21 protein-coding genes, 3 tRNA genes and 1 pseudogene are annotated in these 19,392 nt (G+C 53.1%); 12 read left to right on the top strand and 13 right to left on the bottom strand.

What is annotated here, in order from left to right; all coding sequences use genetic code 11:
- The first annotated feature begins 101 nt into the window (after window positions 1–101).
- On the top strand, window positions 102–527 hold the full coding sequence (locus AC2A6O_RS00715; protein WP_498925350.1) for an ExbD/TolR family protein: 426 nt from the start codon (window positions 102–104) through the stop codon (window positions 525–527).
- Between the two features lie 126 nt (window positions 528–653).
- Here the strand turns inward: AC2A6O_RS00715 and AC2A6O_RS00710 are convergent, their stop codons facing one another.
- A complete protein-coding gene (locus AC2A6O_RS00710; RefSeq protein ID WP_148587066.1) occupies window positions 654–2,222 on the bottom strand; it encodes a caspase family protein in 1,569 nt (522 codons plus the stop codon).
- Between the two features lie 470 nt (window positions 2,223–2,692).
- On the opposite strand from AC2A6O_RS00710, the gene AC2A6O_RS00705 reads away from it, so the two are divergent.
- Window positions 2,693–3,547, top strand: a complete 855-nt coding sequence (locus AC2A6O_RS00705; protein ID WP_498925349.1) for a hypothetical protein — start codon at window positions 2,693–2,695, stop codon at window positions 3,545–3,547.
- A 55-nt stretch (window positions 3,548–3,602) separates the two neighbouring features.
- Here the strand turns inward: AC2A6O_RS00705 and AC2A6O_RS00700 are convergent.
- Together AC2A6O_RS00700 and AC2A6O_RS00695 are read right to left on the bottom strand one after the other, a co-directional pair.
- Window positions 3,603–3,678: transfer RNA gene (locus AC2A6O_RS00700), tRNA-Glu, on the bottom strand.
- Between the two features lie 125 nt (window positions 3,679–3,803).
- Window positions 3,804–4,244, bottom strand: coding sequence for a VOC family protein (locus tag AC2A6O_RS00695; RefSeq protein ID WP_148587064.1), 441 nt, complete (start codon window positions 4,242–4,244; stop codon window positions 3,804–3,806).
- 54 nt (window positions 4,245–4,298) lie between these two features.
- Between AC2A6O_RS00695 and AC2A6O_RS00690 the strand changes: the two genes are divergently transcribed.
- From AC2A6O_RS00690 to AC2A6O_RS00680, 3 genes are all read left to right on the top strand, one after another.
- Window positions 4,299–5,060 carry an SIR2 family NAD-dependent protein deacylase gene (locus tag AC2A6O_RS00690; protein WP_498925348.1) on the top strand — a complete coding sequence of 254 codons (762 nt, stop codon included), beginning with the start codon at window positions 4,299–4,301 and terminating at the stop codon, window positions 5,058–5,060.
- A 153-nt stretch (window positions 5,061–5,213) separates the two neighbouring features.
- Window positions 5,214–5,795, top strand: coding sequence for a cold-shock protein (locus AC2A6O_RS00685; RefSeq protein ID WP_498925347.1), 582 nt, complete (start codon window positions 5,214–5,216; stop codon window positions 5,793–5,795).
- A gap of 170 nt (window positions 5,796–5,965) precedes the next feature.
- Window positions 5,966–6,451 carry a DUF192 domain-containing protein gene (locus AC2A6O_RS00680; protein WP_498925346.1) on the top strand — a complete coding sequence of 162 codons (486 nt, stop codon included), beginning with the start codon at window positions 5,966–5,968 and terminating at the stop codon, window positions 6,449–6,451.
- A 30-nt stretch (window positions 6,452–6,481) separates the two neighbouring features.
- Here AC2A6O_RS00680 and AC2A6O_RS00675 read toward each other — a convergent pair whose 3' ends face one another.
- The 3 genes and pseudogenes from AC2A6O_RS00675 to AC2A6O_RS00665 form a co-directional block, all read right to left on the bottom strand.
- On the bottom strand, window positions 6,482–6,667 hold the full coding sequence (locus AC2A6O_RS00675) for a hypothetical protein (RefSeq protein WP_498925345.1): 186 nt from the start codon (window positions 6,665–6,667) through the stop codon (window positions 6,482–6,484).
- 73 nt (window positions 6,668–6,740) lie between these two features.
- Window positions 6,741–7,046, bottom strand: coding sequence for a hypothetical protein (locus AC2A6O_RS00670; RefSeq protein ID WP_498925344.1), 306 nt, complete (start codon window positions 7,044–7,046; stop codon window positions 6,741–6,743).
- Window positions 7,047–7,316: 270 nt separating this feature from the next.
- Window positions 7,317–8,074 (bottom strand): annotated as a pseudogene (locus AC2A6O_RS00665) (IS5 family transposase).
- Between the two features lie 230 nt (window positions 8,075–8,304).
- On the opposite strand from AC2A6O_RS00665, the gene AC2A6O_RS00660 reads away from it, so the two are divergent.
- From AC2A6O_RS00660 to AC2A6O_RS00650, 3 genes are all read left to right on the top strand, one after another.
- On the top strand, window positions 8,305–9,597 hold the full coding sequence (locus tag AC2A6O_RS00660; RefSeq protein ID WP_498925343.1) for a hypothetical protein: 1,293 nt from the start codon (window positions 8,305–8,307) through the stop codon (window positions 9,595–9,597).
- Between the two features lie 371 nt (window positions 9,598–9,968).
- Window positions 9,969–10,045: transfer RNA gene (locus AC2A6O_RS00655), tRNA-Pro, on the top strand.
- A 230-nt stretch (window positions 10,046–10,275) separates the two neighbouring features.
- Window positions 10,276–10,986 carry a hypothetical protein gene (locus AC2A6O_RS00650; RefSeq protein WP_498925342.1) on the top strand — a complete coding sequence of 237 codons (711 nt, stop codon included), beginning with the start codon at window positions 10,276–10,278 and terminating at the stop codon, window positions 10,984–10,986.
- On the opposite strand, the gene AC2A6O_RS00645 is transcribed toward AC2A6O_RS00650, so the two are convergent.
- Window positions 10,958–11,464, bottom strand: a complete 507-nt coding sequence (locus tag AC2A6O_RS00645) for a hypothetical protein (protein ID WP_498925341.1) — start codon at window positions 11,462–11,464, stop codon at window positions 10,958–10,960. The genes AC2A6O_RS00650 and AC2A6O_RS00645 overlap by 29 nt on opposite strands.
- A gap of 95 nt (window positions 11,465–11,559) precedes the next feature.
- On the bottom strand, window positions 11,560–11,793 hold the full coding sequence (locus AC2A6O_RS00640) for a hypothetical protein (RefSeq protein WP_148587059.1): 234 nt from the start codon (window positions 11,791–11,793) through the stop codon (window positions 11,560–11,562).
- Between the two features lie 348 nt (window positions 11,794–12,141).
- Between AC2A6O_RS00640 and AC2A6O_RS00635 the strand changes: the two genes are divergently transcribed.
- Both AC2A6O_RS00635 and AC2A6O_RS00630 read left to right on the top strand, forming a co-directional pair.
- Window positions 12,142–12,447 (top strand): ETC complex I subunit, encoded by a 306-nt coding sequence (locus AC2A6O_RS00635; protein WP_148587058.1) that lies wholly within the window; start codon window positions 12,142–12,144, stop codon window positions 12,445–12,447.
- Between the two features lie 229 nt (window positions 12,448–12,676).
- A tRNA-Arg gene (locus AC2A6O_RS00630) sits at window positions 12,677–12,753 on the top strand.
- 195 nt (window positions 12,754–12,948) lie between these two features.
- Here the strand turns inward: AC2A6O_RS00630 and AC2A6O_RS00625 are convergent.
- Window positions 12,949–13,203: a hypothetical protein gene (locus tag AC2A6O_RS00625; RefSeq protein ID WP_148587057.1), complete on the bottom strand. Its 255-nt coding sequence runs from the start codon at window positions 13,201–13,203 to the stop codon at window positions 12,949–12,951.
- A gap of 299 nt (window positions 13,204–13,502) precedes the next feature.
- Here AC2A6O_RS00625 and AC2A6O_RS00620 point away from each other — a divergent pair, with 299 nt between their 5' ends.
- Window positions 13,503–15,380 (top strand): BTAD domain-containing putative transcriptional regulator, encoded by a 1,878-nt coding sequence (locus AC2A6O_RS00620; protein ID WP_498925340.1) that lies wholly within the window; start codon window positions 13,503–13,505, stop codon window positions 15,378–15,380.
- On the opposite strand, the gene AC2A6O_RS00615 is transcribed toward AC2A6O_RS00620, so the two are convergent.
- Together AC2A6O_RS00615 and AC2A6O_RS00610 are read right to left on the bottom strand one after the other, a co-directional pair.
- Entirely contained in the window at window positions 15,372–15,659 is a 288-nt protein-coding gene (locus AC2A6O_RS00615; RefSeq protein WP_498925339.1) for a hypothetical protein, read from the bottom strand. The two genes, AC2A6O_RS00620 and AC2A6O_RS00615, sit on opposite strands and share 9 nt — an antisense overlap.
- A gap of 79 nt (window positions 15,660–15,738) precedes the next feature.
- The gene (locus tag AC2A6O_RS00610) at window positions 15,739–16,029 is read right to left on the bottom strand and encodes a hypothetical protein (protein WP_148587054.1); all 291 of its coding nucleotides are present in this window, start codon (window positions 16,027–16,029) and stop codon (window positions 15,739–15,741) included.
- 285 nt (window positions 16,030–16,314) lie between these two features.
- Between AC2A6O_RS00610 and AC2A6O_RS00605 the strand changes: the two genes are divergently transcribed.
- Window positions 16,315–17,676, top strand: a complete 1,362-nt coding sequence (locus AC2A6O_RS00605) for a YcaO-like family protein (RefSeq protein WP_498925338.1) — start codon at window positions 16,315–16,317, stop codon at window positions 17,674–17,676.
- A 152-nt stretch (window positions 17,677–17,828) separates the two neighbouring features.
- On the opposite strand, the gene AC2A6O_RS00600 is transcribed toward AC2A6O_RS00605, so the two are convergent.
- Window positions 17,829–18,377, bottom strand: coding sequence for a CAP domain-containing protein (locus AC2A6O_RS00600; RefSeq protein ID WP_498925337.1), 549 nt, complete (start codon window positions 18,375–18,377; stop codon window positions 17,829–17,831).
- Complete coding sequence (locus AC2A6O_RS00595) at window positions 18,377–19,213, bottom strand: phosphodiesterase (protein ID WP_209001324.1); 837 nt, start codon at window positions 19,211–19,213, stop codon at window positions 18,377–18,379. The genes AC2A6O_RS00600 and AC2A6O_RS00595 overlap by 1 nt, the downstream gene beginning before the upstream one ends.
- Between the last annotated feature and the right edge of the window lie 179 nt (window positions 19,214–19,392).

Below are 19,392 nucleotides of genomic sequence, written 5' to 3'. Positions count from 1 at the left end.
TGCACGTCCCTGGTCAATTTAGGAAAGACGATTGAGTTGACGAAGTATTCGGGTGAAACTCGATGTGTTGAAAGACCAGCAGCTCCGGAATTGCGTGATCCATGATTTCCATTGAAACACCGCTCGTGAGACGGAAACGCATTCCACTGACCCCTCTGATTGATGTCATTTTTATCCTGATCATGTTCTTTCTGCTGTCATCCACCTTCGGCGTCTGGCGTCCACTGGATGTGGTTCTTGGGGGCGGCGCTCCGGCCGGAGGGACTGAGGAACAAAGGCCCGCAAGCGTGGCTGCCGTTTTGATCGTGATGAAGACAAGACCCGGCGCCGAGGCAATTGCACTCACGGTCAACGGCCGTGATCTGGCTCTAACGGATCTGGCGAAGGAATTGAACCGGCTGGCAGACGCTGGTGCAAGGGATGCGGTGCTCTTGCCGGACAGGGGGATGGATTTCCAGCAGGTTGTTCGGATCCTGGACGAGGCCCGAAGCTCAAAACTGACAAGTGTTCGTCTGCATCTGAACTGAAAAGGTGCGTGTTTCCGCTCACATCCGAAAAACGCAGAATATGCGATGTCTCGCACCAACAAACAAAACGGCCCGGTCTTTGAGACCGGGCCGTTCTGATTTTGCAGATGGTGATGTGGTGTACGATCAGCGGCCAATAGCGCCGCCGATGATGCCACCCACAACACCACCAATGAAGGCAGCACCAGCCGGGTTGAAGCTACCACCGTTGTTATTGTTGGTGTTCGCACGGCGGGTCGTGGTGTTGTTCGTGCGGCGGGTGGAGGTCGCACTGCGTGAAGCGCTTGCGGCAGCCTGCTTCTTCCGGTTCACTTCAGCCAGGTACGCCGAATATTGCGTTGCTGTCTGGGTGGTCAGCAAGGCATATTGAGCGGCTGTGAAGTAACCGGTGGCAACGATACCGTTTGCAGTCTGCCAGGCAATTACACCGGCGCGGGTCTTTGGACCGAAGGCACCATCCGGGCGGCCAACATTCTGACCAGCCAGGTTCAGGCGGGTCTGAACTTCGCGGCGCGCTGTCCGGTTCCAGCCGAGAGACGCTTCAGTTGCCTGAGTGCCCGCAACAGCCTTTTGCGGATCAGGCAGGGTTGCTGTGACGCCGGCAGTGCTTGCTGCAGGAGCAGTTGTTGCACCCGGGACGACGGTCGGGTTGACCGAAGCGACCTGATTGCCGGCTTCAAGCCGTTTGATGGAATTGCGCGCGAAATCCGCGAACAGACCAGAAGGATAGGCGTCCAGGTAAGCCTTGTAATCGGCAACAGTGTTGCTCGATTTGGCTGTTTCCCAGATCAGCTTTTCACGTTCCCAGGCTATCGCGGACTGGCTGGGGGAGGTGCTGACGGCATTGTTGACGGCCGGCTGCTGGGGAGTGGCAGTTGCAGTGTTGCCGAGCGATGCGACGGTCGTCGTCGCAGCAGGAGCTTCCTGCTTGTTCAGGAACACTTCTCCGATCAACGAGGCATTCACCCACGGGCGCTGCTTTTTTTCCGTCTCTTCATAGACTTCGCCGGTGACGCGGGTCATGACGGTCTGGATAGACGCGTTTGGTGTGTCGATGTGCCTGATCAGGGCGGAAGTGAAGGGCGAATTCGCACCATCGCCGTCCAGAGCGACATCGCCCGGGCTCGTCGCGAATGCGATCACGGAACCTTCGCCACCGGTTTCCTGAATTTTGATTTCAGCAAGTCCTGCCCCCACGCTGCCGGAGCGGCTCGGGCCCATGCGGCGTGCGAGTGTGCGTGCCAGCGGGTTGTCCCGGCAGGCATCCAGGAACACCATCTGAACCTTCACGTCCTTGGACATCTGACGCATGATGAAATCGACTGTGATCGTTTCAAAGTCGAGTGAGGTTTCATCCTCAATCGTTGCGTCGATTGGTACCAGATGGTTCTGACCGGCGACTTGCAGGCCGTGCCCGGCGTAGAACAGAATGGCGATATCAGCGCCATAGGCCTTTTTCGCAAAATCCATGACGGATCTGCGCATTTCACCGTAAGTCTGGTCCTGACCGGCAACGACATCGAAGCCGAGAGACCTGAGTTTTGCGGCCATCTGTTCGGCATCGTTCGCCGGATTTGGAAGTTGTACTGTGTGCTCGTAAGCGCCGTTGCCGAGTACGAGGGCAACGCGCTTGGCCAATGCCGGAGCCGTCCCTGCGAGAATTATCGTCAGCACGGCGATCAATCGTTTGAACATGTCCTGTCCTCTCGTAGATCAAGGTTGCCTGTCGGTTGCACCGATCTTTACACGAGGTTTTTTGTCCTCTTGAGAGGAACAGGTACCCCGGATGGCCCCATAGTTCTGTAATAAGCGTCACAGGAACGTCAAAACGAGAAAGCTGTCCTGCAACAGTTGAAGCAAGTCCGGAATGCCCCGGTCATGGCTTCATTAAAATCAGGCTCGTATAATAGCCATATAATTCCTAAAAAAGCCACTTTTCAACGGTGGGTTGTCACCATACTTGCATCGCATCAAAAATACCTTAGGGAAAGTGGTCAACGCCGGTCTTTAGACTCCGCGTGATGTGAAAAGCAACTCCTTTCGATCATCAAAATCAGGTTTGTGACGTCAGTCACTCCGGTGGCACGCCGAACTGGTAATCTGCATTCCCTGCAAATTGCAGTTCGGCATACTCATGGAGTTTGCAAGCGGCGGAGGAACGACTGATGGCCGGAAGAGCAGATATCCTCAAACATCTTGAAACCAAACATATAGGCGTCTTCCAGTCTGCGGCCCGGCTCTACAACGTTGCCATCCTCGTGCGGCGGACCAACACTGCATCCCTGCAGCATATCGGGGAATCCCACGCCACGCCAAAGCGTCTGGATTGCAAGGCCAAAACAGCGGACTATGACATCCGGCCGAGAGAAAGCACGTGTGCGGAGGCTCGGCGCAAAAGTTTTGCCGGACTGGTGGTCGACCCAAAACTTGCCGGCGAAAAGGCCTTCAAACCAGGCAAATACGCGAATGTGATCGAGGCCTGCAACGACTTCAAAAAACAGTTGCGACCGGAAATGGCCACGTTTGAACAACAAAAAGCGATGACATACGTTCCCCGTGGCGGACTTTATTTCGTCGAGCGGAACCCGGAAGACCCGTATTTCGCCTGTGTGAAATTCACATCCAGTTCACTGATCACCGCGGCGAAATGTGTGCATGGAGACTTTGATCTCTACGGTATCGTCGATATGGATGCCCCGCACCTGATCGTGCGTGTGAGGGAAGACCGCCTGGGCGCCAAACATACGCGCTCGCCGAAGTTTTTTGACGTGCAGAATTTCGTCAACAGTCGTCTGGGAACCGCGATGGTCCTGCATGGATCGCAGGAAACCTACGCAACGGAGCACAAGGACGACGATCTGGATATTTTCTTCCCGAGCGGGCGCGTTGAATATGCCGGCCCGTCGGCGATGGACATTGAAGCATTCTACAAGAAGGAATTTCCAGGCCGGACCTTGTTTCGAAAGAACGAGCCTGCGCAGGAAATCGAGGGCAGCTACATTTCGCCAGGTGCCGTTTGACATCCAGCATGTGCTGAATGTCATGTGCCTGCTTCTAAGCCGAAAGGGAAGAAATTGGCACGCCCAACGGGACTCGAACCCGTGTTTCCGCCGTGAAAGGGCGGCGTCCTAGACCGCTAGACGATGGGCGCGCGGTCGACGCGGCTGCGTCGTGGGGAGGCTTATAGGCGGGATTGGATCAGCCCGCAAGAGCCTTTACGACAATTTTTTGCAAGCCCGGAAACCCGGGCCTGCACCTGTTGAAAACTGATCGAATTTACCATTCGCCGGTGTTGGGCATGGAGGCCCAGGGTTCTTTGATTTCAAGCGCTTCACCCTTTTGGAGCAGCTCGAAGGAAATGTTGTCCGGCGAACGGACGAAGGCCATGCGGCCATCGCGCGGAGGCCGGTTGATGGTGACGCCCTGTTTCTGAAGGTTCTCGCAGAAATCGTAGATGTTATCGACTTCATAAGCGAGGTGGCCGAAGTTGCGTCCGCCCGAATAGGTTTCAGGATCCCAGTTGTAAGTCAGCTCAAGCAGCGGCGCTGAATTGGCCTTGCCGGCTTCGACGTCGTCGGCCCCAGCGAGAAAGATCAGGGTGAATCTTCCTTTTTCGCTTTCATGACGGCGGATCTCCGTCATGCCCATCTTGTTGCAATAAAAATCGAGAGAGTCTTCAATGTTGGTCACGCGGACCATCGTGTGCAAATAACGCATGTCCTATCCTTTTCCTCATCCGAGGTTTTTTCCCAACGGGCACCGGACCAGCCGATGAATTGCATTGACACCTTGCCCGAAGCTCAACGCTTTGTGGCACAGTTCAAAGTCGGTTCCTACCGGCGGATCGTTGCCCTGACCGGGGCGGGAATATCGACGGAATCCGGAATTCCGGATTTCCGTTCACCCGGCGGGATATGGTCCCAACGCCAGCCTGTTCAATACCAGGACTTCGTCGATGACGAGAACAGCCGTCTGGAAGACTGGGACAGACGCTTCGAAATGATGGATTATTTTGAGAGGGCAGAGCCGAATGCGGCACACCTGGCGCTCACAAATCTGGCGCGCGCAGGAAAGCTCACCTGCCTCATTACGCAGAATGTCGATGGACTGCACCAGCGTGCCGGGTTTCCGGAAGATTTACTTGTCGAGATACATGGCAACTCCACCTATGCGACCTGTCTGTCCTGCGGCGCCCGGGCCGACCTGGAAGCGCAGAAGCCGGCTGTCGAGACCGGGAGAAGTCCGAGATGTTCTCGATGTGACGGATTGTTGAAGGCAGCGGTTATCAGTTTCGGCCAGCAGATGCCGGAACTTGAGCTTCAGCGTGCTGCTGAAGCCGCGGCAGACTGCGACCTGTTTCTGGTCCTTGGGTCTTCACTGGTGGTACACCCGGCCGCGCAATTGCCAGCCATCGCGGTGCGTGCTGGCGCCGAACTGGTGATTCTCAATGGTCAGGAGACGCCCCTGGATTCCTATGCATCAACAGTCGTTCGAACGCCCTTGGCGCAAACATTTGCTGATTTCGGCGAATAAAGGGACTGATTTCCGTAAATGGTCTGTGGTTAGTCCGACAATTTTCCTTCTCGCAAGAAAGCGCAATGTTATCCTTTTGTTAGGAATCAGCTGGCTGGTGAGTCGAATTTGCCTTCAGCTTTATAATGCGGACCAGAGACGGGACAAAAGGCTATGGGGGTCAAAACCGCACGGGAAGCCCGCGCACTCGAAACATTGACGGACGATGTTGCCGTCGATGTACTTGAGATTGCCGGAACGATTAAGTGGTTCGACGTCGGAAAAGGTTATGGCTTCATCGTGCCGGACGGCGGCGATGGCGATATCCTTCTGCACGTCACCTGCCTCCGACGGGACGGGTACCAAACTGCTTATGAAGGCGCGCGCGTTGTGTGTGAAGTGCTCGACCGGCCTCGTGGGCTTCAGGCCTTTCGCATTCTGTCGATGGACGAAAGCACGGCGACTCACCCCTCGCAGCTCCCCCCATCGCGCACCCATGTTCAGGTTGTTCCGGAAGGCGGCTTCGAGAAGGCGACCGTGAAGTGGTTCAACCGTGTAAAAGGATTCGGGTTTCTGACGCAGGGTGAGGGATCGGAAGACATTTTCATTCACATGGAAACCCTGCGCCGGTTCGGCATCACCGAATTGCGCCCCGGTCAGGATGTTCTGGTGCGCTTCGGTGAAGGCCCTAAAGGGCGTATGGCCGCCGAAATCCGGCCGATGGGTACTGGCACGCATATTCCCGCCTCCCACTGATTGCTTGTTTCCGTCATTCTGCACATCGACTCGGCCGGACATGATCCGGCCTTTTTGTTTGTCGACCTTGAGACGATCAGTTTCGACCGGCGGGAAATGGTATTGAATGCCGACCATTGACTGCCAGACATTCAATCCGGTCCGGCCGGGTCTTTCAGGAAGTTTCCAGAATGCGTCCTCTCTTTCTGTTCCTCTCGATTTTTGCTGCAACGCTTTGGATTGCCCTGCCGGGCTCGGCAGGCCCCGCGATGGCACAGGAACCGCAACTGGACTTGCCGGTAGAAGATCTTGTCATCCAGTCCGGTGACAAGGAACACAGATTCGAGGCCGAAGTCGCGTCGACGGACAAACAGCGCTCAAAAGGCTTGATGTTCCGGAAAGAAATGCCGGAACAACGAGGCATGCTGTTTCTGTTCGAAGGGGAGGGGGACCGCTATTTCTGGATGAAAAACACACCGCTTCCGCTCGACATCATTTTCATCGACGCTTCAGGGGCTATTGTCAGCATTGCGGACAATACGACACCGTTCTCCGAAGATGTCATCCCCTCGCTTGGCCCGGCGAAATTCGTGTTCGAGATCAACGCTGGTCTGGCAGAAAAACTTGAGATTTCTGCCGGAGACGCCGTCATTAGCCCGTCACTGGGGCTGGATTGAACCAAGCGGAATTCAGGCCAAAATGTCGGGCTAGCCCTTGCCTGCAAGTTTAGCCTGTCCACAATCATCCGTATAAGCTGATGCTTCTCCCTTGACGAATGCGGCCCTTGGAGATACACCCGCAAAAATCAACGGATCGGGGTATAGCGCAGCCTGGTAGCGCATCTGGTTTGGGAGTTTTTCTGCCCAAATCCATAAATCCCTGACAAACTTCATGAAAATTTCCTCACAGAGACATTCAATAGATCAAGTTCGGGACTATTTCGGGACTTGGTGACCGTTAGCGATTTCAAAAATCACCGATTGTCAGGGCGCATGCGAGGAGCACAGCAAGAGCAAGAGCTGTGATCCGATAAGCGGTCAAGTTCCAGCCGCGCCTTCTGAATTCCTCGCGCAGGCGCCGGCTTCTGAGATCCCATGCTTTCGAATGCCAGGCGGCGAGGGCAATTAGCACCCCCATCAAAACCGGGAAGACGAAAAGCCGGGTGAAATTCGGTTCGAGATCGCGGGTGTAAATGGCGTGAACCATTAGGCAGGTTGCAGCAAGAAAGCCGAGCAAAAACCCCATTAGATAGTGTTTGTGCCGTTTTTTCATGCGATGGGCTTTCGAAACGTTTGAGAGCGATTGGTCTGATGTTTCTTGACCTAAGCTATGTATGAGGCGTCCGTGAACGCCTTTTTATCGGACTACCGCATCCAAAACGCGAACCATTCCAAGATCTCCATGAAGCGAGTGATCCAGCTCTTCTGTACGCGATCCTTTAGGTAGACTGGTTCTTCACGAGCATCCTCATCATTGGTCTTGCGTGAGTACGGCATCTTTTAAGCCTAACGGTTCTGCATTTGCCTAAACTAGGCTTCGGACTCATAACCAGTAGCATACGGTTGCCGCGAGGCAGAGGGACGACAGAAAGTTTCTGGCGTTGCGGTCATAGCGTGTTGAGATCCTGCGGAACTCCTTAAGCCTGCCGAACATCCTCTCGATGACGTTTCTGCCCTTGTAAAGGTATGGCGAGAAACAGTTTTTCCATTTGCGTGTTTTGCGGGGCGGGATGTTCGGCAATGAACCACGCGCCTCGACAGTTCGGCGGATCCGGTTACTGTCTTAGCCTTTATCGCCATGCAGAACGCCGTTTGCCGGAACAAGTGGTATGAGTGCTTCTGCTCCTGTGAAGTCGGAGACGTTGGCTCCCGTCAGATGGAAGGCGATTGGGCGTCCCTTGTTGTCGCTCAGGGCGTGGATTTTGGTTCCCGGACCACCACGAGCTCGGCCCAGGGCATGGGCTTGAGCTCCCCTTTGCCGCCATGGGCGACCCGATGCGCCCGAACGGCCGTGCTGTCGATCATCACTTCCAGAACAGGACCGCAGGTTTGGGACAGTGTATCGAAGATCCCTGTCCAGACACCTTTCTCCGACCAGCGGACAAAGCGATTGTAGAGGGTTTTCCTCGGCCCGTAGACCTCCGGCGCATTGATCCAACGGCCACCCGACTTCAGAACATGAATGATGCCGCTGATCACCCGGCGGTCATCGACACGGGCCTTGCCTCGCGTATCGGTCGGCAAAAGCGGCTCCAACTTCGAAAACTGCTCATTGCTGAGCCAGAAGAACCCATCAGACATCATCTAACTCCTGTTCAGGAGCTTGAATCAAGCTTCAACTGATTTGCATAGCTGGTTTATGGGTCTGAAGCCTAGGATCAAATTTCTTGACAAGAGCCCGAACTCAGCTGGAAAGTACCTAATTACATTTCTTTTTTTGACTGCGGTTACAGTCTGCTTATAGAAAAAAATCAAACCTCTCGAATATTTTGAAATAGTTTTTATATTCTAAATAATGGGAGAGTAATAAAGTGAGTGATCTAGCAAAGCCAATTATATCTAGTCTTGTGGAAATTGCGAAAAGAGAGAAGTTTTCACTTGGCTTGGCAATATCACTAACAGTTCTTGCTTGGCTCTATGCTGATATAGTTCTAAACTCACCATTGAATAAGTATGAAGTAATAGGACTTTTTGTTATTATACTATTTTTGGGAATAATCGTAGAACGAATTGGCCGATTTCTTATTTCTATTGTTTTCTCGATAATCTTCTCTGCAGTACTATTGCAGGATAAATCGATCGCGTCGGATTTTTGGGCCACGGAAGTTCCCGAGTTAGGAGATGTTACGATTAATCTTCCTGATGGTGGAATGTACATTTTCAATTTTGATATAAGTGAGATGAGACTAAAAACCGATATTCCGACCAATCTGAGCGAACTGGATTGTATTAAGTATGAAAGAGTTGGTGCTGCAGGGTTATTGGAGGTGAATTTTTGTGGGTATGCAGATTTCAGTCGAGGCGGAAGAGATGTTATTCTATCTTTTAATGGGCATATTGTTTCAGGCCTGAATGTAGTAGATTTTGAAGTAGGTGGAGGCGGCGGTTATGGGCATACACCAATTCTTCCAAGTGCTGCCTTAGAAGATTGCTTTTCAACAAAATCAATAGAAATAAACATTGTAACTAGGGCTTTTCTCCCGTCAAATCATGAAATATTTAAGAGGTTTTACGTTGGTTATGGTATGTATGCATTTTTACTATTCAGGGACCGGGGGAACATAGACTTTGAGTCGAAAGTTTTAATCACCGATGCATTTATCAGCACCTTTCCTGATGATCTGACCAATATATTTAGTCCGGAAACGTTCGGCCTAGATATTTCCAATGTTGGCGTGTTCATATACCCCACAGACGTGGAAGACGTATATCTAGATAGTGCTTTGCATTTTGGGTTTGGTGATGGAGTTGACGAAGGAATAGAAAATATTCCGCAAGATTTGGTGAGGAGATACAATTATAATTACGCATCTTACGCTCTAAAAGAAATAAGGAAGCAAAAAAATATCAAGATCCCAAAATATTCACTTGTATTAGTTCCGGAATCAGCTCAATTTGATCAAAATAAATTTTATTTAAGCAACTTTGACTGGAGTCAATCGTTAGTTATTCAGCTTGATGGCATTTCAGACTATCAAGAATTTTTTACGGAATTGAATAATTACTTTATTTTTGATTTGCATAAGGTCCCAACAGATATTTTTTCTGTCGCTAGAGAATTCGTCGGCTCTATCGGGAGACTTGGATTCGTTATCTTGGAATAGATATGTTAGGTATTAATATTCGTAACTTAGAAAGTAGGTGGAGCCCTTTTTGTTGGATTCAGAGGCTTAGTTGAAAGGTTTTACTTTGTGGAGCCGTAGCGTTTTTCACCAAGGTTTTCTAGTTTGTATATCGGACTGGTGTCCGACGAACACATTTTTGACTCGTGATACCGTCCAGGTTCGGTGTTGAGACTTGGTTGGCACGTCTTAATGGAACACAGCGTTGCGATACGCTCCACTTCTCCAGAACACGCAGTGAACATATTTCGGTACTCCCTTGTCACTTCTTGTCCACAAAGGCGTAATTTTCATGGTTTGTTCTAGCTTGACTGGCATCTGTCAGAGCTATAAACCCAAGCAAATCAACGGATCGGGGTATAGCGCAGCCTGGTAGCGCATCTGGTTTGGGACCAGAGGGTCGCAAGTTCGAATCTTGCTGCCCCGACCACTCACTCTTCCCAAAATCTATTCTTCCACGCGCATGTGAACAGGCATTCGGAAACGAACAGCCCTGCGACTCCGGCTGCGCTGTGTCTAAAGGCCGGGATAACTACGGCCAAGCTGCGCTCGCGTCTTGTGCAACTTCTCGCAGAACAACAGACTGTTCCTATGGGCGTTTTCACGCCTTGGGAGCTGACACAGTCTGCGAGGGCATGCAGGCTGCGCCGGATGGGGTGTATGATACCGGATCCTGACGACCAGGCGACGCTGGATGTATCGGCGGCGATCGCCGCGCTGCAGTCCAGAATTGAAAAGGCCGGGCTTTCCCTTAAGGAAAGCGCGGATTTTTCGCTTTTCGAAAAAACCATCAGGGGGACAGAAGACAAGTACCTGATGGAAGATTTCTCTCCGCGGTTTTTCGATCTGCACGGGGCGACTGCATTCTGGGTGGCTGCCGTTAACAGTCACGGCAACGTGGTGTCAGTCCAGGCTGCCAAGGTCGAAGACCTGAAAGACCGGAGCCTGGCCGAACACTGGCAGCAGCAGCAGCGCCGGATCTTTGTCGATCCCGATCCTCAGGTCCGGTTCGGAACTGACCACGCGCATGACGCTTATTTCATGCGCGGGCGGATCGTCTATCACGGCAATCTCTGGCTGCGGCGCGACATACGGGGGCAGGGCCTTGCAGAGCCCTTGACCCAGCTGGGCTTCTTGCTGTCCCTTCTGAAATGGTCACCGGACTATCTGTATGGACTGATGGCTGCGAAAAGCGCCGAGAAGGGCTTCGGCATTCGAGTCGGCTACCGGCGGTTCGTGCCGCGCGGCACTCATTGGGAAATTGCACCCGGGCATATCAGGCCGGATGACTGGCTGGTCTACGCGACCCGAAGCGATCTTCACGGCCTGGTCAAACTCATCCTCAGAACGTGCGCTGAAGATCCTGAATAACGCCAAGATAGGCACAAAAGCGAAGATCAGAGTGCGCCGATGGCCGCACTGCCACGATCAGCCGTTCGAATGCGATCTCGTACAGTTCGCCGTTGACCTGAATCTTCGTACGGGCATAGCCGTAGTAGGGAGTGCCCTCCAGAGCCTTGCGATATCCGTCCGCCGAAGCCTCTTCCAGATCCGGGTCGGGGGTACGCAGCCCCGAGGCGGATTTTGCAGGGCTTGCCCAATCTTCACCAAACAGATGCCGTTGACCGCTTTCCTTGCCCACATAGAAAATTGGAGGCGGAGCGTTGTCGGGCATCTTGTCCGAGCAGAGGCTCAACTGCGGTAGAAACGGTTTGAGACATTGCTGGATCTGATTCGCGTCTGTCGACATGATGCTGTCGTAGAACGCAGACACAGCAGGATCGGCAAGTCCCTTTTCAATGGACTTGATACCGAGTTCCGAAAAATAAGTGTCGGGGCGTGTCAGCACGTTCCTCTCTCGGATTCTGGTATGCTGGAACCGGGATGAGTTCACATCGCTCAGCACATTGATTTGTCGGCTCGCCAACGGTTGTTTGGGTCAGCCTACCGGTCGAAGGCCTTTAGCAACAGCGACATGACGTTGATAAATTCATCGCGTTTCTCCGGCGAGAGTTCATCTGCGTCTGAAACAGAATAATCCAGCGCTAGGATCATATCCCACATTTCGGTGAGATTGGCTGCGTCGATTGCATCTTTCAGATTGGCTGGCGCTGCCGGGACCGGCTGCACGTGTTCTGGAACATAGTTTTCCAGTCTTTTTAGAAATTCGTAATGCATGTCAAAGCCTTATCGTATTCTTCCGGGAAAAGGACGTAGTGCTTTGTCCGGCCCTTAGATACTTTTATTACGGAACATGTTCTGTTTCCGGAACGTCGGCGACGTAAAGACAAGTTCACGCAAGGGTAGCTAATAGCACGAAATGCGCTTCCCTGTCATGTTACGAGATTGTTATAAACTGCCTCTCCGCCAACACCGTTAACGCTTGATTGTTCGAGAGGTTGACATGCTTCCCGGAGAAAGATTGCGGGGTATGGCCAATATCGGTGTTGACACCGGCGGCAAAGGCAGGAAAAAGCTGATGCAAGGAATTGCATCTCACACTTTCAGACTTGAGGGCACTGTCACATGGTTGCGCGCATCTACCGTCCGGCTAAAACCGCCATGCAGTCAGGCAAGGCGAAGACCCAGAGATGGGTTCTGGATTACGAACCGGAGGTCGCCAAATCCGTCGAACCGCTGATGGGCTACACGTCTTCGTCCGATATGAAGCAGCAAATCCGGCTTTACTTCGAAACTTCGGAAGACGCTGTCGCTTATGCGAAGCGCCACGGCATTCCGCACAGGATTGAAAAGCCGCAGGAACGCAAGGTGCGTGGTTCCGCCTATGCGGATAATTTCAAGTTCAACCGCTCAGCGCCCTGGACACACTGAACCTGTCTATCCGGTCGCGAGATAACTCCGTAGAGGCCTGATTGTCTGTTGAAAGCGGCAATTTCGGATCGACAGAGACCGGAGTTTTGTCGCATTAGGGCAACCGAGGCAATTGCGGGATCGATTTTGCCTCCGGACAAGCAGGTCGATCCAAATTTGCCGGATTTCTTTCCGGCCCTGGTTGCAATTGCAAGCGGTCCGATGTGGAACGATTGCCATTGCTGAAAATGGCTCCGTAGCTCAGCTGGATAGAGCACTCGCCTTCTAAGCGAATGGTCGCAGGTTCGAATCCTGCCGGAGTCGCCATCTCCCTGAAAATACTTTGAAAACTACCGCCGACTTGCCAGAAATGCTGCCGTTCTGGTTGTTTAAGGGTGCGCGAGTTCGCCGGATAGGCTCGTCGTGGGAGGCGCCGGAAAATCCACTGAAAAACAAAAAAAACCGCCAGCCCCTGCAATATAGGGGCATGGCGGCATGTCAGAACACAAGCATATTGAAGGTTCAGAGTGTCTCGGACTTGGCCGTTTCCACCTTCTGTCCAACCATCAGCGGCGTGATCTTGGTTTTAAGGATCATGTCCACGTCTTCAGACCCATCCTCAAGGGACTGAAGCGCCATATCCAGGAAATAGGAACAGAACGTCCGTCCGTCCTTGTCCGATTCTTTTTTCGTGTACCGGATCATGCGCTTGATAGCTTCGATTGCAGGTTCCTGCTCGAGCCCTGCACGGTCCGGTTTGCTAACGGTCTTAGACATTTTTACTACCCACCAGTATTAGATTTGCCGATTGCAGCAACGCTGCTGTGACCATCCGATAAAAGCATGCTGTTGCAGCGTGAAATGAGCGTGATAAGGTGCTGTTGTGTTTCAGGTTGCATTATATTCGCGGTTGCGTAACGGCAACATATAAAAGTCTGCATTTCAATTACGGGGAATTAATGGCAAACGCGTTCTGCTTTGCGTGCCTTGGGCGGCCTCTGCTCCTTAATAGTGACCAGGAACCTGTTGCGGTAAAGACGCGGAAGGCCCTGGCGATTATGGGGTATCTGAGCCGCATGAGCGGCATGGCGTCACCAAGGGAAACCTTGGCGGACCTGCTGTGGAGCGCTGCGGACCGCCACAAGGCAATGCAATCATTGCGTCAGGCATTGCGCCAGTTGAAGACCGCCGAGGAGGCTGCGGGCATTGATGTTGTCAGGTCTGCAGCTGGCCATATTCAGCTCGACCCCTCCGCTTTCACTTCCGATCTCATGCGCATCCATTCGCTTCTTGAGCATGGGAAGGCCGCTCATTTTCGAGAAGCGGAGGCACTGTGGCGCGGTGAATTCCTGACCGGTTACGACGACATTGATCCTGAGTTTTCTGAGTGGCTGACGGTTGAGCGTGAGCGGGTGCGCTCAGAACTCATAAGTGCCGCGTTCAAGCATCTGAACAGGATATCCACTGATGACGGCGGCGTTCTGGCTGAGGCAGGGGCGCGTTTCGTTCTGAAACTCGATCCCGCGTTTGAAGCAGCCCACCGTGTGCTCATCCGTCTTTATGTGATGCTGGGTCAGATTGAACGTGCGGAACAGCAGTTGGTGTCGTGCGAACGGGAGATGCGGCTGCAACTGGATGCAGAGCCCGATGAAGAGACGCGGAACTTGCTGAGTGAGCACGACGTCGGCGCTTCGGCATCTACTTCCGTGCCAAATGATGGGAGCAACACCACCAACAGAGGTTTCCTGCCCAACTATGACGACCAGGTGCCGTTGCCCGAGATATCCATTGTCTCATCGTCGTTGATGAAAAAGGGCTTGAATGACGCTATTCACCTGAGAGAGGAAATCGTCTCCGGTCTGTCTTCGTTCCGTTCCTTTGAGCTGTTTGAATCTGAATATTTCGGCGAGGAAAACATTCCTAAGCCGACATTGATGGAAGGTCATGAACTCGGCAGCTACATGCTGCGTTTCCGTCATGATCAGCGATCTGGCAAAGTCGTCGTTCAGTTTGAAGACAGGGGCAACGGTCAAATTGTCTTTAATGAAATCATCGATATGCAGTTCTGGGATGGGCTGGTCCCTGCAGCGAGCCAGATTGTAAGCCGGATCCACAACCACGCGACCAACAGGCTGCGAAATCCTGCCAAGACTTCCGTTTTTGCCCGCTGGTGTCAGGCAGAGGCCCTGCTTTGGGATTTCACACCACAGTCTGATGAAAAGGCAATGCGGTTGCTGGACGAGCTGGAACGCACAAACCGCTCATTTTCGATGACCTATGCGGGCAAGGCTTCGATCATCATGAAGCAGGAACTTCATTTCCCGCTCCTGAACAAGCCATTTGCCGGCGAAGAAAACAATCTCCTGAATCTGGCCGAGAAATCGATCAGGCTTGATCCTTGGCAGGCCGTCAATCAGCGTGTCTATGGTTGGGCGCTTATCCTGTCCAATATGCCTGAAGAAGCCCGGCGGGCGTTCCACAACGCAGGCCGGTTGAGTTCCGCAGATCCGGCCAACCTGATGTCCGTGGCTGAGGGGTTGGCTTTTTCCGGTGATATCAACGAAGCGCGCGCAACCGCAGACAGAGCGTTCTCGCTCTTCGCTTTCGTCCCGCGCGTGTTTTACGAGTACCTGGCCAACATCTTTTTCGCAGCAGAAGACTACGACAGCGCTATCAAGCAGATTGAGCGTGGATCAGGTGTTGGTATCAGTGGATTGACGACACGCGTGGCAGCGCTTGTTTGCTCGGGTCGGGAAGAAGAGGCGATACAAACACTGCAGCGCTTTGGAGAAAACCGGACCGCCTTGTTGAAAAATTCGCCTGTGCTTGCTCAAGACCCGCAGAGCTGGAGAAAGAAGATCAACTTCTTTCAAAACGAAAAGGTCCGGAACGATTTCGACAAAGGCGCTGCCTTGGTGCAACGGTTCCTTTTTAACGGGACGGGCTCAATTTAGAGAGAATGTTCCGCTCAGGCCCTTCAAGTATTCCTCATTGGAGCTTTCCAGTTTTTTGTCGTTCAGACGAAACGGCAATGCCACTGCATTTGGATTGCTTTTCTGATCGACGATCTTGAATCGCATCAGTGCAACAGTTTCTTTGGGTAAGCCGATTTGGGACAGTGCTCCCTCCGGGTCTCTTTCGAGTTCGCGTCGAAAAAGCTCGTCGGTCGCCGCTTTGGCAATAAGTCTGCCTAGTTCTTTTACGTTGCTCTGATAGTAGGGAAATCTGGCCATCGTGGCATCCACTCGGAAGAACGGCGGCCTCCCTGCACCAGGCAAGGAGGCCGGAGAAATGTCGTGACGATCGTGCCGGTTACTCCGGCATGTCTTCGTAGAAGCAGTTGCCAAGAGCTGCCTTGCCGAGTTCCTCATAATAGCTTTCATCGCCGTCGGAGAGGCGAACAGCATCGATTTGTGCCGGAATGACCAGGTGAACCAGGTCGGCAGTATCCGCAAAGATTTCGGCATCGGACTCGATGCCGACTTCGGCCAGCACTTCAGTCGGATTGGCAACCAGACGCTCACGGGCCGTTGCATTCTGGATAATTGCACCAAGTTTTGCGCCAATTTCCAGTTCATTCCGGGAAGTTGTATCAGCGTGCATAATGAGCCTCCGGTAGTTTAGGTTGCAATGAATCCTGCCTGGTGGTGGGATGGCCGCCCGGCGTTTTTGAAATTCGGTCAAACTTTAGTAAATGGTTATGTATTGGGTATATTTACTACTGATTGACTGCTTTCCAGAAGAATGTAGAACGTGGAAGTGAACTCACTCAATGGTGGTATTGTTATTATATGGTGGGTGCAATTTCAGGGTGAGTAGTAGTAAAAGAAGCTATGAAGACATTGGTCGTTGGCGTCTGGGCCCGCCAGTGCTCGAAGTGTCGTTAAAATGAGTATTGAAACTGAATTTTCCAGCACCGTTCTCTCAGATTTGTCACGGCTCGGTCTCGTTTCGACACAAGCCGTGAGCGGGACGGGCAGGACCCGGGTGCTTGAACCTGACCTGAATCTGTTTTCCAAGCTCCTATCGACATATGCCCCGAGGCTCGTTCCCCTTTCACGCTCAGGGTGCCCGGTGCGTTTTTGTACCGGTTTACTCAAATCACAGGGTGTTGGGGAGACGAGGGGCGGGCCTCCGTTTCCTGCAATTCCGGCCGGCGGACAAGGGGCTACAGAGCAAGTTGCAGCTTTGAGTTGTCTTGGCGAGCTATCGGAAAGATTGAGTCTTTGTAGTTTTGGTGCTTGCGACAATCGGGTAGTTGCGCTTGATCATAATCAACCACAGGTAGATTTTGCTTCATTGATGGGCTTGAGTGAAAGTCAGGCGAGCACAGCCTTCGAAAACATGATGCATGTGGGTGAATTGCCCTCTGGTTGGGGTGGTCTGTCTGACAGGAGAATTCAGCTTCGCAACCTGCAAACAGGTGAGGAGGCGCAATGCTTGAGCTTGGGTGTTTTGTTCCATGAGGTCGATGAAGCGACGGGCAGGCGTTTGCCCTTTGCGTCAAGTGTCGGATGTGCTGTCTGGCATGATCTTGAGGGCGCGCGAAAGCGTGCACTTCTTGAGCTCGTTGAACGCGATGCGGTGGCGCAGGCTTGGTACAACCGGCTGGGGATAACCTTTCTGCCGGAAGGTCTCTTGGTGGAAGTTCTTCCGCCTGAACTTACGCAATATCTGAACGATCAACCGCGGGCTTGGGGGCTCTATCACGTCGAGACAGACCTTCCGGTTCAGGTGGTGATGGCCGTTTCTCATGACGGATATGGCCGAGGCTGTGCGTTTGGATCCTCCGCCGGCTGGGATATCGGGCAAGCATGTGTCAGCGCTCTTCAGGAGATGCTGCAATCAGAAAACGCTCTGTCTTTGATGACTAAGGCTTATCCCGCCACCGGCAGTCCGTCAGGATCTGCCGACCCCCTGCCGAAGCAACTGGCATATGCCAGAGAGCGCGTGATTTTTGATGACCTCCCGCTCAAGAAACTGATGTCCTTGGGCAAAGAGACCGCGAAGAGGACATTCTCTTTCGAAGCCTTGCTGCAAAGCTGCTTTGAACGCGGGATCGGTCTTTGGGAATTTGATGCAACCCGCCAAGACCTTGGGATACCCTGCATAAAACTGTTGTCTGACGAACTTTGCTCCTGGGAGCCACGGTTCGGAAAGAAAAGACTATTCCATGGGGTCATCGAACGTGGTTTGCGTAACGCGCCCGCCACGGAAACAGAGTTTGCTGCACGGCCGTTTCCGTTTTGAGCGATTGGCAGGGCGCATAGGCGTTTCTAATGAATCACGAGTAGCGCACATCCTTGTATGGAACGAGGATATCCGGAGGACGGCTGAGGTCTCCGTGATCTGGATGAAACCTATCTTAAAGGGTGTCGGTCCGCCCGTTTCGTGAAAAATCTTTACCGGACCGTTGGCCGGCCATCCGCATAGGGACGGGCCAGCGTCATCACCCAGAAATTGCGCCACTTACCATTGTTTCGGTTGGTTCTGGCAATGCCTACGCGCGTCACGTAGGGGTTGAGAAGGTTCTTGTTGTGTCCTTCGGATCCCTGCCACCCGCGAAACGCTGCTGAAAGATCCGCATAACCTGCACCGAGGTTCTCAGCACCCGCATAATTGGCGTATCCCGCCTTATCGAGCCTCTGAGACAGACCGAACGCACTGTGTGCCCAGGTGTCCATGCTGTCACGTTCGGCAATATGCCGTGCCATTTTCTGGGAAACCGCATCCAGTTCCGGGTCGTGGCGCAAAGCGGGCAGCCCCTTTTGCTGGCGATAGGTGTTGATCATCGACAGCATTTGAGCCTTGTCGACCGGTTGGTCTGTCAGCACGGTCTTGTCTTCCAGCTCGCTTGACCCGGGCAGCGCGCCACAGGCGCTGAGCGCCGCTGAAAAGACGATCAACAGGAACGCTGAAAAAATGTGTTTTTGCAGGGCACTTGCTGACATCAGGCTTCATCTCCCGGCCAGACGACGCCTTCATCGGCGTAAAAATGATGAGGTCCTGGAAAGGCTTCCACATAGGCCATGTGAGATACAACACCGGTCTTAGGCGCGTGATAATGCAGAAAGTAAGCTGCCGGTTCGAAGTTGAACATGGCCGGGCCGTCCTCTGTCAGGTCGAGAACGACCTGATGTCCCGTGCTCGGTGCAAGCGTCATGATCTTTCCGGCGAAGCTTGCGATGATGGGGCGGTGGAGGTGACCGCACAGCAGGCGGGCAACATGTCTGTGTGGTGAGATGACTTCCGCAAGTGCATCGGCATCCACCAGTCCGATATCGTCCATGTGACGAATTCCGGAAAGCGCAGGGGGATGGTGGAGGGCGATCAGTGTCGGTTTGTTGCTTTCTTTCAGTTGTCCGTCGAGCCAGTCAAGCTGAGCTTGCCCGAGCCGCCCTCTCGGATCTCTAGGAATATGTGTGTCCAGAGCGATCAGACGAATGTCGCCAATATCAGCGGTGTAGCAGATCTTGTCTTCCAGGCCGTCAGCAAGACCGGGAAAGCCTGCCAGTTCTCGGCGCATGACTTGTGTTCCGTCATGATTCCCCGGAACAAGAAAAACCGGCATGTCGACGCGAGATAGAATGGAGCGCGCCAGCGCATATTCCCGCGGGTCGTTTCCATCGGTAATGTCGCCAGTAATGACGAGAGCGTCGGGTTTCGGGGTGAGGCTCTTCAACGACCGGATTGCACGCTCTGCAAGCATGTTGGTGTCGGAGACGCGATAGCAGGCCAGTCCCCGTGGACGCAGATGCAGGTCCGTCATATGAGCGATCAATGTCATGGAAAACCTTGTGACTCGTCAGGTGGATGTTCTGCTCGGACGATAACCGGGCGGTTGAAGAGGGCAAGCACTAGTTTCCCTTTTTGAAAAGCTCATGTAGGAGAAGCGTTAAGAAACGGGCGGACTGGTGCGGACCGCCCAATGCAGGAAACCGGACGCAGGAACTGGACAAGAAAGTT

Source organism: Labrenzia sp. ATLA3, from assembly GCF_057180185.1.
Note: the sequence above shows the minus strand (reverse complement) of the source record. Positions and strands in the feature narration are given on the sequence as shown.